Here is a 16,070-nt window from a genome sequence, read left to right as displayed (position 1 = left end):
ACCAACGGAGACCCTAGCGGAGACACCAGCGGAGACCCCACTGGGGACACCAACGGAGAGATGTACGAAGAGGTCGTCGACGGCCTCCCCACGGCCAGGGGCTGCCCGTTCAGCCCGCCCGACGCCCTCGGCGAACTCCGTGCGCGACGGCCCATCGCCCGGATGTCCTACACCGACGGCACCCTGGGCTGGCTCGTCACGGATCACGCGCTGGGCCGCGAAATGCTCACGCATCCCGACCTCAGCTCCCGGCACGAGCTGAGGAGTTCGCCAGTGCCGATGGCCATCGCGCCGCGGCCGGCCTCGCCCGGCATGTTCATCGGCATGGACGCACCGGAGCACACCCGCTACCGCAAGCCGCTCAACCGGCACTTCACGGTGCGCCGCGTGCGCCAGCTCGAACCGGCGATCCAACGGATCGTCACCCGGCACATCGACGCGATGGAACGCCAGGGTCCGCCCGCCGACCTGGTGGACTCCTTCGCCCTGCCCGTTCCGGTCCAGGTCATCGCGGAACTCGTCGGCGCCGACCCGGAGATCAGCGAGGAGATCTCCCGGCTGCGCGCACTGACGCTCGACCCGACGACGCCGCCCGCCGAGGCCCACGCGGCGGTCGCCGCCACCGGCGAGGTCATGGCGGAGCTCGTCCGCACCAAGCACCGCAGCCCGTCGGACGACCTGCTGAGCGTGCTGATCGCCGACGGCGAGATGAACGACGAGGAGTTGACCGGTCTGGCCTTCCTGATGTTCATCGCGGGCCACGAGACGACCGCGAACATGTTCAGTCTCGGCGCCTGCCTGATGCTGCGGGACGAGAAGGTCCGCGCTCAACTGACGGGCGCCGAGGTGCTCTCCGACGAGGCGGTCAACGAACTCCTGCGCCATCTGTCGATCGTGCAGTTCACTTCGCGTGCCGCGCTCGCCGACGTCGACCTCGGCGGCGTACGCATCAGGAAGGGCGAGACGGTGACGCTGTCCGTCTCCGCGGCGAACCGTGACGCGCGGCGGTTCGCGGCCCCGGACACGTTCGACGCCGCCGCCGGTGAGAACGGCCATCTCGCCTTCGGTCACGGAATCCACCAGTGCATCGGACACAACCTGGCACGCGCGGAACTCAGGATCGGCATTCCCGAGCTGTTCCGGCGGCTTCCCGGCCTGCGGCTCGCGGACGAGTCCAAGGAGGTCGTCACCCGCGAGGGGCACAACACGTACGGCGTACTCGAACTGCCCGTCGTCTGGTAGGCGCCACCGGCACGACGACGGCACTTCGGCACCCCTCGGCACCCCCTTCCCCGAGACAAGCGCCCCGGCACAGCACCGTACGCAAATCAGGCAATTTCCTGCCCAGATACCCGCAAGACCCAAACAAGAGCCGCTTAAGGTTCCCTCCCGACCATGGAAGCTCCGACCACTGATCCCGGTCATCCGTGTAGGGATACGAACTCAAAGGCTGGCGTCACATGGCGAACGAGGACAGGCTCCGCGGGTATCTCAAGCGTGTCACGGCAGATCTGCACCAGGCCCGGCAGCGTCTGAACGAGATCGAGTCCCGCAACCACGAACCCATCGCGGTTGTGGGAATGGCCTGCCGGTTCCCCGGCGACGCTCGGTCCCCGGAAGACTTGTGGGACATCGTCTCCCACGGCACGGAGACCATTTCCGAATTCCCCACCGGCCGCGGCTGGAATCTGGCCGAACTCTACGATCCCGACACGAGCGCGCGCGGCAAGTCGTACACCAATCTGGGCCATTTCATTCATGACGCCGATGAATTCGACTCCCGGTTCTTCGGCATCAGCCCGCGCGAGGCGCTCGCCATGGACCCGCAGCAGCGGCTCCTCCTGGAGACCGCGTGGGAGGCCGTCGAGCGCGCGGGACTGTCCGCCACCGACCTGCGGGGCACCGACACCGGTGTCTTCGCGGGCGTGGCAGGGCAGGAGTACGTCTCGCTCCTCCAGGAGGACGCCGGCGCCTCCGAGGGCTATCTGCTCACCGGAATGATCGCCAGCGTCGTGTCCGGGCGCCTCGCGTACGCGCTCGGCCTCGAAGGTCCGGCCGTCAGCGTCGACACCGCCTGTTCCTCCTCGCTCGTGGCGATGCACCTGGCCGTGCAGGCGCTGCGGAACGGCGAGTGCGCGATGGCGCTCGCCGGTGGTGCCACGATCATGGCGACCCCCGGCATCTTCGTGGAGTTCAGCCGCCAGGGCGGCCTGGCCGCCGACGGCCGTTGCAAGTCGTTCGGCGCGGACGCTGACGGCACCGCCTGGGGCGAGGGCGTGGGCGTCCTCGTCCTGGAGCGCCTCTCCGACGCGCGCAGGAAGAACCATCGCGTGCTCGCCGTCATCCGGGGCAGCGCCATCAACCAGGACGGCGCGAGCAACGGCCTCACCGCACCGAACGGCCCTTCGCAGCAGCGCGTCATCCAGGCCGCGCTCGCCGACGCCCGGCTCACCGCCGACCAGGTCGACGCCGTCGAGGCACACGGTACGGGCACGAGCCTCGGCGACCCGATCGAGGCGCAGGCGCTGCTGGCGACGTACGGCCAGGAACGCGACCCGGAACGGCCGTTGTGGCTCGGCTCGATCAAGCCCAACATCGGCCACACCCAGGCGGCCGCGGGCGTGGCCAGCGTCATCAAGATGATCGAGGCGATACGCCGCGCCGAGCTTCCCCGCACCCTGCACGCCGATGAGCCCTCGCCCGAGGTCGACTGGTCGGCCGGCGCGGTCGCGCTCCTGCACACGCATCGGGCGTGGCCGGAGACGGACAGGCCGAGGCGCGCAGCCGTGTCCTCGTTCGGCATCAGCGGCACCAACGCCCACATCATCCTCGAAGAAGCCCCGGCGAAGAGCCCCGCCGAAGTCACGGAAGCCTCCGTGCCCCCGGCCGGTCCGCTGGCGTGGGTCTTGTCCGCCAAGACCCAGGAGGCGCTGCGGGAGCAGGCCGTACGACTGCGGGAACTGGTGGCCGCGACCGACCCGTCTTCGGCGGACGTGGGCTACTCCCTCGCCACCACACGCGCCCATCTGGAGCAGCGGGCCGCGGTGATCGCGGAGGACCGGGAGGGGTTCCTGGCCGGACTGGACGCACTCGCCACAGGCACGGAAGCACCTCATGTCGTACGAGGGTCAGCGGCCGGAGCGGGCCGGACCGCGTTCCTCTTCTCCGGACAGGGATCGCAACGGCTGGGCATGGGGCGCGAGCTGTATGCCGCCTACCCGGTCTTCGCCAACGCCCTGGACGAGGTGTGTGCGCTCCTCGACCCGCACCTGGACGTGCCGCTGCGGGAGGTGATGTGGGCCGACGAGGACACCCCCGAAGCCGCACTGCTGGAAGACACCCTCTACACCCAGCCCGCACTCTTCGCCCTCGAAACCGCGCTCTTCCGACTCCTGGAACATTTCGGTGTCGTCCCCGAGTTCCTGGCCGGGCACTCCATCGGCGAACTCACCGCCGCCCACGTCGCAGGCGTACTCAACCTGGAAGATGCCTGCACCCTGGTCGCTGCCCGAGCACGGCTCCTGCACAGCCTCCCGAGCGGCGGCGCCATGACCGCCCTCCACGCCACCGAAACCGAAGTCCTCGACGCCCTCGACGGACGCACCGACGTCACCATCGCCGCCCTCAACGGGCCTACCAGTACGGTGATCTCAGGCGACAGGGAAGCGGTCAACGAAGTCGCGGCACACTTCACCCGGCAAGGCCGCAAGACCACCCCACTGCACGTCAGCCACGCCTTCCACTCCCACCACCTCGACCCCATCCTCAACGACTTCCACACCATCGCGGCCGGTCTCACCTACCACCAGCCCCGCATCCCCATCATCTCCACCCTCACCGGCGAAACCGCACGCCCAGAAGACCTCACCACACCCCACTACTGGACCCGCCAACTCCGCCACACCGTCCGCTTCCACCCCACACTCACCACCCTCAACACTCAAAACACCACCACCTACCTCGAACTCGGACCCGACACCACCCTCACCACCCTCACCCACACCACCACCGACACCACAGCAACCCCCCTCCTCCACCCCCACCAACCCGAAACCCACACCCTCCTCACCGCACTCGCCACCACCCACACCCACGGCACACCGGTCAACTGGACCACGGTCTACGCACCCCACCACCCCCACACCATCGACCTCCCCACCTACCCCTTCCAGCACCACCCCTACTGGCTCATCAAGCCTGCCTCCAACGGCAACGCGGGGGCGTTCGGGCTCGAAGCCGCCGATCATCCTCTGCTCTCCGCCGCTCTCGATCTGCCCGAGGCAGCGAGCCAGGTCCTCACCGGACGGCTTTCGACGGCGACCCACCCGTGGCTGGCACAGCACACGGTGCACGGCACCACCATCGTGCCCGGCACCGCTCTACTCGACTTGGTGCTGCACGCCGCGCGCCGCACCGGGGTTCTGTACATCGAGGAGCTCACCCTTCAGGCGCCGTTGGTCGTACCGGAGCGGGACGCAGTGCACGTACAGGTGCAGATCGAGGCTGCGGACGACGGTGGTCGGCGGAGGCTGTCCCTGCACTCGCGGGTGGCTTCGCGGCCCGAGGCGGGGTGGGTTCAGCACGGAACTGCCACCCTCAGCGACGTATCGACGGCCGCACCCGAGGTCGAGACCGAGTGGCCGCCCGTCGCGGCGCAAGCGCTGAACACAGACGACCTCTACGGCCGCCTGGCCGATCTCGGGCTGCCGTACGGCCCCGTCTTCCGGGGCCTTACCGCCGCCTGGCGCGACGGCGATGATCTGTATGCCGAGGTCCAGCTCCCGGAGGACACCGACACCTCCGGATACGGTGTCCACCCCGCGCTCCTGGATGCCGCGCTCCACTCGCTCGCTCTGGGCTCGGACACCGACACGGGTACCAGCACCACCGGCACCGGCACCGGCACCGCTGAACTTCCCTTCGTCTGGGGCGGAGTCGAGCTTCGCGCGACGGACGCCAGGGCGCTGCGCGTTCGGCTGACCACGACCGGCCCGCACACCCGACGGATCAGCGCCACGGATCCGCACGGCGTTCCCGTCGTCACCGTCGACGGGCTGACGACGAGGCCCGTCACTGCCGGGCAACTCACCGTCGCCACCGGGGATGCGGCTCTCGACGACGCTCTCTTCGACCTCGTCTGGGCATCGGCTTCCGATGCCGACGCGTCGTCGGACGCGGCCCACTCCGTCGCGCTTCTCGGAGACGGCGAACTGCGGCCGCTCACGGGGGAAGGTGACTCCTTCGAGCGCTACGCCGATCTGGCCGCTCTCCGTGAGGCCGTCGCATCAGGTACGCCGGTTCCTGATGTGGTCGTCACCGTCCTGGGCTCACCGGACGCCGCCGACGTATCGACCGGTTCCACTCCCTCCCGCACGCACGAGGTCACGGAGGGCGTCCTGGCCCTCGTACAGGAATGGCTCGCCGAGGAGGCGTTCGGTCCTGCGCGTCTGGCCCTGGCCACTTCGGGGGCCGTATCGACACGGCACGGTGAAGCTCCGCAGGGTGCGAGCGAGTTGGCGTACGGGGCGGTGTGGGGTCTGGTGCGGGCGGTGCAGTCGGAGCACCCCGATCGGTTCCTCCTCGTCGACCTGGACGGTGAACCGGCTTCTGCGGACGGCCTACTGGCCGCGGTCGCCGTCGGTTTGGCCGGGGAGCCGCAGCTCGCGGTGCGGGAAGGGCGACTGTTCGCGCCGCGCATGGTACGGACAGGTACGGAGGGCTCTCTGAGGCCGCCGGCCGGGGAGTCCGCGTGGCGCCTCGACGTGTCCGCACAAGGCGAGCTGGAGAACCTGTCGCTGGTGGCGAGCCCCGCTGCCGAGGCTCCGCTGGGAGCGGGGCAGGTGCGTGTCGGCGTACGGGCCGCAGGGCTCAACTTCCGTGACGTGATGATGGCGTTGGGGATGTACCCGGGCGATCTTTCGATCGGCAGCGAGGGCGCCGGTGTCGTTCTGGAGGTCGGTCCCGGCGTGACGGGACTGCGTCCGGGTGATCGGATCATGGGTCTGTTCGCCGGGGCGATGGGGCCGGTCGCTGTCGCGGACCGCGCGATGGTCGTCCGTATGCCCGCCAATCTGACGTTCGGGCAGGCGGCGGCCGTGCCGGTGGTGTTCCTGACCGCCTACTACGGCCTGGTGGACCTGGCCCGGGTCCGCCCCGGGCAGCGGCTGCTGGTGCACGCGGCGGCGGGCGGGGTCGGCGGCGCGGCGGTGCAGCTCGCGCGCCACTGGGGCGTGGAGGTCTTCGGTACGGCGAGCCCCGGCAAGTGGGACCGGCTGCGCGCCGCGGGACTCGACGACGCCCACCTCGCGAATTCGCGGACGCTCGATTTCGAGCATGCGGTCCTGGAGGCCACGGACGGGCGCGGAGTCGATGTCGTACTGAACTCGCTGGCCCAGGAGTTCGTCGACGCGTCGTTGCGTACGCTGCCCCACGGTGGCACGTTCCTGGAGATCGGCAAGACCGACATCCGTGCCGCAGATGAGGTGACGAACAGTCATGAGGGCGTGGATTACAGCCCCTTCGACATGGGTGAGGCCGGACCCGAACGGATCCAGCAGATCCTCACGGAACTCGTGGACCTCTTCGAGGCGGAGGCGCTGCTGCCGCCTCCCGTGACGGCCTTCGACGTCCGTCACGCACGTGAGGCGTTCCGCGCGCTCGGGCAGGCGCGGCACGTCGGCAAGGTCGTGCTGACGATGCCGGGGGCGTTGACGTTCGCGGACGCGCGCCCGGATGCGGCCGGGTCGGGCGTGAGCGACACGGCTACGGCCGACACGGATGCGGCAGACACGGATGCGGCAGACACAAGTACGGCTGCGGCGGCAGGCGGCGCGGGCGCGCCGGACCCCGAAGGCACGGTTCTCGTCACCGGGGCGACCGGTGCGCTGGGGCGGCTCGTGGCCCGCCATCTCGTAGCCGAACGCGGTGTACGTCACCTGCTGCTCCTGAGCCGCCGTGGACCGCGGGCGGCGGATGCCCACGAACTCGTCGCGGAACTCACCGGTCTCGGTGCGCGGGTCACGCTGCGGGCCTGCGACGCCGCCGACCGGGAATCGCTCGCGGCCGAGCTGGCGCGGATCCCGGCCGAGCATCCGCTGACGGCCGTCGTCCACACGGCCGGAGTGCTCGACGACGGGCCGGTCGAGTCCCTGACCCCGGACCGTCTCGCCACGGTGCTGCGCCCCAAGGTCGACGCCGCCTGGAACCTCCACGAGCTGACCGCATCCTGCGACCTCACCGCGTTCATCTGCTTCTCCTCGCTCTCCGGTCTGCTCGGTGCCGCCGGCCAGTCCAACTACGCGGCGGCCAACGGCTTCCTCGACGCCCTCGCCCTGCACCGGCGCGCCCGGGGGCTGCCCGCCGCCGCCATCGTGTGGGGCCTGTGGGACGCTCCGGGCGGCATGGCGGACGGTCTCGACGCGACGGACCTCGCACGCCTCGAACGCGCCGGGGTCTCCGCGCTCACCACCGAGCAGGGTCTCGCACTGTTCGACGCCCACGACGTGGGCTCCGCCCTGGTGATCCCCGCGCGGCTCGTCCCCGGGGCCCTGCGCGCCCGCGCCGACGCGGGCACACTGCCGCCCGTACTGAGCCGACTTGCCGGAAGGAGGACGCCGCGCGCCCTCACCACTTCGGCCTCTACCCCGTACGGCGCGCGGTCGCCGCTTCAGGCCTGGGCGCGGCGACTCGCCCCGCTCGCCGCAACCGAGCGGACCGAAATGCTTCTCGACCTGGTGCGCACCTCCGCTGCGGCCGTGCTCGGGCACTCCGGTTCCGACGCGGTCGAGAGCGACCGCGCGTTCAAGGAAGCGGGGTTCGACTCGCTCACGGCGGTGGAGCTGCGCAACCGGCTCAGTACCGCCACCGGCCTGCGACTGTCCCCCACTCTCGTCTTCGACCATCCCACGCCCGCGGCGCTCGCCGCGCATCTCCTCACCGAGCTGCTCGCCTCGACGGACGCCGTGTCCACCACGACAGGCCACGGCACGGTCGGTCCCCACACAGCCGGTCGCGGCACGTCCGCCGTCCCGACGGCGCGGGCCGCCGACGAGCCCGTGGCGATCGTCGGCATGGCATGCCGCTTCCCCGGTGACGTTCGTTCCGCCGACGACCTGTGGCGGCTCGTCGCCGAAGGCAGGGACGCGATCGCCCCGTACCCGGGAGGCAGGGGCTGGGACGTGGCCGCGCTGTTCGACGCCGACCCGGACGCCGCCGGAAAGACCTACACGCTCCAGGGCGGCTTCGTCGGTGACGTCGACCGGTTCGACGCCGACTTCTTCGGCATCAGCCCGCGCGAGGCCCTCGCCATGGACCCGCAGCAGCGGCTCCTCCTGGAGACCGCGTGGGAGGCGCTGGAGCGGGCCGGTATCGATCCCGGCACCCTGCGCGGCAGCGACACCGGCGTCTTCGCCGGGGTCTCGGCCGCCGAGTACCTGTCCCTCCAGCACGAGGGCGCCGACGAGCTCGCCGGATACCTGCTGACCGGGAACACCGCCAGCGTCGCCTCCGGTCGCATCGCGTACACCTTCGGCCTCGAAGGCCCCACGTACACCGTCGACACCGCTTGTTCCTCGTCACTGGTGGCCCTGCACCTGGCTGCCCGCGCGCTGCGCGACGGCGACTGCGGCATGGCTCTGGCCGGCGGCGCAACGGTCATGGCGACGCCCGGTCTGCTCGTCGAGTTCAGCAGGCTGCGCGGCCTCGCTCCGGACGGCCGCTGCAAGTCCTTCGCGGCGTCCGCGGACGGGACGGGCTGGGGCGAGGGCGCGGGCATGTTCGTACTCGAACGCCTTTCGGATGCGGAGCGCAACGGGCATCCAGTGCTGGCCGTGTTGCGAGGCTCGGCCGTCAACCAGGACGGCGCCAGCAACGGACTCACCGCACCCAACGGACCATCACAACAGCGGGTAATCCGCGCCGCACTCGCCGACGCCCAACTCACCGCCCAACAGATCGACGCCGTAGAGGCACACGGCACCGGGACAAGCCTGGGCGACCCCATCGAGGCACAGGCCCTGCTGGCCACCTACGGCCAACACCGTGACGCGGACAGCCCGCTGTGGCTGGGATCGATCAAATCGAACATCGGCCACACCCAGGCCGCCGCCGGAGTCGCCGGCGTCATCAAAATGGTCGAGGCGATGCGCCACGGAGTGCTGCCGCAGACCCTGCACGTCGACGAACCCTCACCCCACGTCGACTGGACCACAGGCGCAGTATCCCTACTCAACCAACAGCAGACCTGGCCCGACACCGGACAGCCAAGGCGCGCAGCCGTGTCCTCGTTCGGGATCAGCGGCACCAACGCCCACATCATCCTCGAACAAGCACCAGCCACCCACAAGGCGCCCGAGGAGCAGACCGACGGGCCGGGTGGGCCGCTTGCGTGGATACTCTCCGCCAAAACCCAGGACGCCCTGCGCGAGCAAGCTGCACGACTGCGAAACGCTACGAAGGACGGTGACGTCCCACTCGCCGACATCGGCTTCTCCCTCGCCACCACACGCGCACACCTGGAGCAGCGGGCCGCGGTGATCGCCGAGGACCGGGACGCTTTCCTGACCGGACTGGACGCACTCGCCACGGGCGCGGAAGCACCTCATGTCGTACGAGGGTCAGCGGCCGGAGCGGGCAGGACCGCGTTCCTCTTCGCCGGACAAGGATCCCAGCGTCTCGGCATGGGACGCGAGCTGTATGCCGCCTACCCGGCCTTCGCCAACGCCCTGGACAAGGCGTGCGCACTCCTCGACTCACATCTGGACGTACCGCTGCTCGATGTCATGTGGGCCGACGAGGGCAGTGAACAGGCAGCGCTGCTGGAAGACACCCTCTATACCCAGCCAGCCCTCTTCGCCCTGGAGACGGCACTGTTCCGTCTCCTCGAACACCTCGGCGTCACACCCCACTTCCTGGCCGGGCACTCCATCGGTGAACTCGCGGCCGCACACGTCGCGGGCGTACTGAACCTGGAAGACGCCTGCACCCTGGTCGCCACCCGAGCACGGCTCCTGCACAGCCTCCCGAGCGGCGGAGCCATGACCGCCCTCCACGCCACCGAAACCGAAGTCCTCGATGCCCTCGACGGACGCACCGACGTCACCATCGCCGCCCTCAACGCACCCACCAGCACGGTGATCTCAGGCGACATGGACGCAGTCGCCGAAGTCGCGGCCCACTTCACCGAACAGGGCCGCAAGACCACCCCACTGCACGTCAGCCACGCCTTCCACTCCCACCACCTCGACCCCATCCTCAACGACTTCCACACCGTCGCAGCCGGTCTCACCTACCACCAGCCCCGCATCCCCATCATCTCCACCCTCACCGGCGAAACCGCACGCCCAGAAGACCTCACCACCGCCCACTACTGGACCCGCCAACTCCGCCAAACCGTCCGCTTCCACCCCACACTCACCACCCTCAACACTCAAAACACCACCACCTACCTCGAACTCGGACCCGACACCACCCTCACCACCCTCACCCACACCACCACCGACACCACAGCAACCACCCTCCTCCACCCCCACCAACCCGAAACCCACACCCTCCTCACCGCACTCGCCACCACCCACACCCACGGCACACCGGTCAACTGGACCACGGTCTACGCACCCCACCACCCCCACACCACCACCCTCCCCACCTACCCCTTCCAACACCACCCCTACTGGATCAACAAGTCAGCCGCCTCGGGCAACGCCCGGACGCTAGGCCTGGACCGTGCCGAGCATCCCCTGCTCGGTGCCGCCATCAAGCTGCCCAACGGCAACGGTGACCTCTTCACCGGCCGCCTCTCCCTCGACACCCACCCCTGGCTCGCCGACCACACGGTCCTCGGAACCACCGTCGTACCCGGCACCGCACTCCTCGACCTCGCCCTCCACGCCGCACACCACACCGGCCACAACCACATCGAAGAACTCACCCTGCAGAGCCCGCTTGTACTCGTCGACGATCAGGCCGTACAGCTGCACATCACGGTCGGCTCTCCCAACGATTCCGGGTCTCGGCCACTCACGATCCACACACGCTCGTACGACGTCGCAGACCTCGGCACAGGCACGGAGCAGTGGACGCTGCACGCCACCGGCACCCTCACCACAACACCACCTGACCACCTCACCGAGGACGCCGAAAACCTCAGCGAATGGCCGCCGACCGACGCCAGTCCTGTCGACACCACCGACCTCTACGACCGCCTTGCCGACCTCGGACTGCCCTACGGCCCCACCTTCCAAGGCCTCAAAGCCGCCTGGCAGAGCGGCGACACCCTCTACGCAGAAGTCCAGCTCCCAGAAGACATCAGCACCACCGGATACGGCATCCACCCCGCGCTCCTCGACGCCGCACTCCACGCCATCGCCCTCACCGAGACAGACGACGGCTCAGCACTGCTCCCCTTCTCGTGGAACGGCGTCAGCTTCCTCTCGGATCCGAGCCTCCAGAATGTGCGCTCATTGCGAGTACGTCTGTCGCCCGGCAACAACACGAAAACGGCCACGGGCACGGCCACAGGCACGGAAGGCAGCATCATGCTCGCGGTCGCCGACGACACCGGCGCGCCCCTGATCGCGGTCGCCTCGCTGATGAGCCGACCTGTCAGCGCAGAGCAGTTCGGTACCGCCGTGCAAGCCCGTCGCAAGGCACTGTACGAACTGAGCTGGGAACCCCTCGCCGAGACGTCCAGGAACTCCACCGAGGCGGCCACCGCCTGGGTGGTGCTAGGTGAGGCCCCATGGGTGGACCCGGCAGGCTCTGATGCACCTTCCTTCCCCAGCTTGGCGGAGCTGTGCCTTGCCGTTGAATCTGGCGCCCCCGTACCGGAGTTCGTCATCGCTTCTTTCACCTCAGAGGCGAAGAACCCCGCCAGCCCGGACATCGCACAGGAAGCACACCGGCTCGCCGCCCAAGCACTCGACCTGGTCCACGAATTCCTCGCCGCCAGTTCGCTGGAGTCCGCCCGGCTGGTCCTCGTGACACGGCACGCCGTGGCGATCGGTCCCGACGATCACATCGACGACCTGGGGTCCACACCCCTGTGGGGGCTCGTGCGCTCGGCGCAGTCGGAGCAGCCCGGCCGTTTCATCCTCGTGGACGCGGACGTAGACGGCGTTGCAGCGGATGCACTGGCCTCCGTGTTCCTCTCCGACGAAGCGCAATTGGCTCGGCGCGCCGGGCAGTGGTTCGTTCCGCGCCTGAGTCACGCGGTCCCGGCCACGATGAATGACGCGCCCTCTACAACGCTAGACCCGGACGGCACCGCATTGATCACGGGCGGCACCGGCACCCTCGGCACTCTCATCGCCCACCACCTGGTGTCCGAGCACGGCATACGCCACCTGATCCTCGCAAGCAGGCAAGGCCCCCACGCCAAAAACGCCGACCAGCTCCACAATCACCTCACCGCCCTAGGCGCCCACGTCACCATCACCGCCTGCGACACCAGCAACCCAGAACAACTCACAGACCTACTCGCCACCGTCCCGGCTGGCCATCCCCTCACCGCCGTCATCCACACCGCCGGCATCACGGCGGACGCCACCCTCACCAACCTCACGGCGGAACAGCTCGACACCGTCCTACGGCCCAAAGTCGACGCGGCCTGGCACCTCCACCGCCTCACCCAGGACCAGGACCTCGCCGCATTCGTCCTCTTCTCCTCCGCCGCAGGCATCCTCGGCAACCCCGGACAAACCAACTACGCCGCAGCCAACACCTTCCTCGACACACTCGCCCACCACCGCCACACCCAAGGACTCCCCGCCACCAGCCTCGCCTGGGGACCCTGGGCCGACACCAGCACCATCACCGCCACCCTCGACACCACCAACCGCAACCGCATCAGCCGCAGCGGCATACATTCACTACCGACCGACCAGGCCTTGGCCCTCTTCGATACGGCATTGGCCGACGGTCGGCCACACTTGATTCCGGCGTTGCTGGACACCGCGGCGCTCCGTTCCCGAGCCGACCACCTGCCGACCCTCTACCGTCGGCTCGTGCCCGTTCGGCCCACCACCCGCCCTTCGGACTCCCGCTGGGCAGTGCGCCTCACCTCGCTCCCTGCGGACGAGCAGTACCGGGTGATCCTGGACCTCATCACCACGCACACGGCCACCGCGCTCGGCCACCCGGCGAGTCACTCCATCAACGACAAGCACTCCTTCCAGACCCTAGGCCTGGACTCCCTCACCGCCGTCGAACTCCGCAATCGACTGACCGTCGCCACCGGGCTCCGGTTACCGGCAACCCTCGTCTTCGACCACCCGACGCCCGGCCACCTCGCCCGACACCTGCACGACCGGCTCGCCGCCACGCAGGGCGCACCGACGAAGGCCTCCAGCACTCATGCCTCCCACGCCCGCACGCGCGCCGACGACGATCCGATCGTCGTCGTGGGCATGGCCTGCCGCTATCCAGGTGGAGTCACCTCTCCCGAACAGCTCTGGAAACTCGTAGCCGAGGGCACAGACGCCATCACTCCCTTCCCCGCAAGCCGCGGCTGGGACCTGGAAGAGCTCTACAACCCCGACCCGGACCACCCCGGCACCAGCTACACACAACACGGCGGCTTCCTCCACGACGCCCACCACTTCGACCCCGACTTCTTCGGCATGAGCCCCCGCGAAGCACTCGCCACCGACCCCCAACAACGCCTCCTCCTAGAAACCACTTGGCAGGCTTTGGAACGCGCGGGTGTCGACCCGGAGTCACTGCGCGGCAGCCGCACCGGAGTCTTCACCGGAATCATGTACGGCGACTACGGCAGCCGTTTTCACCACGACATCCCCAAGGGTTTCGAGGGCTATCTGGGAACCGGCAGTTCATACAGCGTCGCCTCGGGCCGCCTCGCCTACTCCTTCGGGTTCGAGGGCCCGGCGGTGAGTGTCGACACGGCCTGCTCGTCGTCACTGGTCGCCCTGCACCTGGCCGCGCAAGCACTGCGCAACGGTGAATGCGACCTCGCCCTCGCAGGCGGCGTCACCGTCATGGCAACCCCCTCCACCTTCATCGAGTTCAGCCGCCAACGAGGCCTGTCACCCGACGGCCGCTGCAAACCCTTCGCAGCCACCGCCGACGGCACCGGCTGGAGCGAAGGCGTCGGCCTCCTCCTCGTCGAACGCCAATCAGACGCCAAACGCAACGGCCACCCCATCCTCGCCGTCATGCGCGGGTCGGCCGTCAACCAGGACGGCGCCAGCAACGGCCTCACCGCACCCAACGGACCCTCACAACAGCGCGTAATCCGCGCCGCACTCGCCGACGCCCAGCTCACCGCCCAACAGATCGACGCCGTCGAAGCACACGGCACCGGGACAAGCCTCGGCGACCCCATCGAGGCACAGGCCCTGCTGGCGACCTACGGACAGCACCGGGACACGGACAGCCCGCTGTGGCTGGGATCGATCAAGTCGAACATCGGCCACACCCAAGCCGCCGCCGGAGTCGCCGGCGTCATCAAAATGGTCGAAGCGATGCGCCACGGAGTGCTACCGCGAACCCTGCACGTCGACGAACCCTCACCCCACGTCGACTGGACCACAGGCGCAGTATCCCTGCTCAACCAACAGCAGGCCTGGCCCAGCACCGGACAGCCAAGGCGCGCAGCCGTGTCCTCGTTCGGGATCAGCGGCACCAACGCCCACATCATCCTCGAACAAGCACCCGCGGAGAGCCCCGCCGAAGTCACGGAGGCCTCCGCGCCCCCGGCCAGTCCGCTGGCGTGGGTCTTGTCCGCCAAGACCCAGGACGCCCTGCGCGAGCAAGCTGCACGACTGCGGGCACTGGTGGCTGAGACCGATCCGTCTTCGGCGGACGTGGGCTTCTCCCTCGCCACCACGCGTGCCCATCTGGAGCAGCGGGCCGCGGTGATCGCCGAGGACCGGGACGGGTTCCTGGCCGGGTTGGACGCGCTCGCCACGGGAGCGGAAGCACCTCATGTCGTACGGGGGTCAGCGGCCGGAGCGGGCAGGACCGCGTTCCTTTTCTCCGGACAGGGATCACAGCGACTTGGCATGGGACGCGAGCTGTACGCCGCCTACCCGGCCTTCGCCAACGCCCTGGACGAGGTCTGCACGCAGCTCGACCCGCGCCTGGACATGCCGCTTCGGGAGGTGATGTGGGCCGACGAGGGCAGTGAACAGGCAGCGCTGCTGGAAGACACCCTTTACACCCAGCCCGCACTCTTCGCCCTGGAAACGGCACTGTTCCGCCTCCTCGAACATTTCGGTGTCGTCCCCGAGTTCCTAGCTGGCCACTCCATCGGCGAACTCGCAGCCGCGCATGTCGCAGGCGTGCTGAACCTGGAAGACGCCTGCACCCTCGTCGCTGCCCGAGCCCGGCTCCTGCACAGCCTCCCGAGCGGCGGAGCCATGACCGCCCTCCACGCCACCGAAACCGAAACCCTCCACGCCCTCAACGGACGCACCGACGTCACCATCGCCGCCCTCAACACACCCACCAGTACGGTGATTTCAGGCGACAGGGAAGCGGTCAACGAAGTCGCGGCCCACTTCGCCCGGCAAGGCCGCAAGACCAGCAACCTGCACGTCAGCCACGCCTTCCACTCCCACCACCTCGACCCCATCCTCGACGACTTCCACACCGTCGCGGCCGGTCTCACCTACCACCAGCCCCGCATCCCCATCATCTCCACCCTCACCGGTGAAACCGCACGCCCAGAAGACCTCACCACCGCCCACTACTGGACCCGCCAACTCCGCCACACCGTCCGCTTCCACCCCACACTCACCACCCTCACCAACCAACACACCACCACCTACCTCGAACTCGGACCTGACACCACACTCACCACCCTCACCCGCACCACCACCGAAACACCCGCCACACCCCTCCTCCACCCGAAACACCCAGAGACCCAGACGGTCCTCGCAGCACTCGCCACCGCCCACACCCACGGCACACCGGTCAACTGGACCAAGGTCTACACACCCCACCACCCCCACACCACCACCCTCCCCACCTACCCCTTCCAACACCACCCCTACTGGCTCCACCACACCCCCACCATCACCAACGCCACCGACATCGGCCAAAAACCCACCACC

Annotated in this window: 1 protein-coding gene and 1 pseudogene; both read left to right on the top strand. The window is 69.1% G+C overall.

What is annotated here, in order from left to right:
• The first annotated feature begins 60 nt into the window (after window positions 1-60).
• The gene (locus ACIBNE_RS38240) at window positions 61-1,242 is read left to right on the top strand and encodes a cytochrome P450 (RefSeq protein WP_399280159.1); all 1,182 of its coding nucleotides are present in this window, start codon (window positions 61-63) and stop codon (window positions 1,240-1,242) included.
• A gap of 230 nt (window positions 1,243-1,472) precedes the next feature.
• Window positions 1,473-16,070: pseudogene (locus tag ACIBNE_RS38235) on the top strand (SDR family NAD(P)-dependent oxidoreductase); the annotation flags it as partial.

The organism is Streptomyces sp. NPDC050504 (assembly GCF_044458065.1).
Lineage (GTDB): Bacteria > Actinomycetota > Actinomycetes > Streptomycetales > Streptomycetaceae > Streptomyces.
The sequence above is the reverse complement of the archived record's forward strand: the minus strand, read 5'-3'. Positions and strand labels throughout refer to the sequence as shown.

Coding starts and splice junctions, on each gene's coding strand:
- ACIBNE_RS38240 (WP_399280159.1), top strand. CDS start 61: ATGTACGAAGAGGTCGTCGACGGCCTCCCCACGGCCAGGGGCTGCCCG.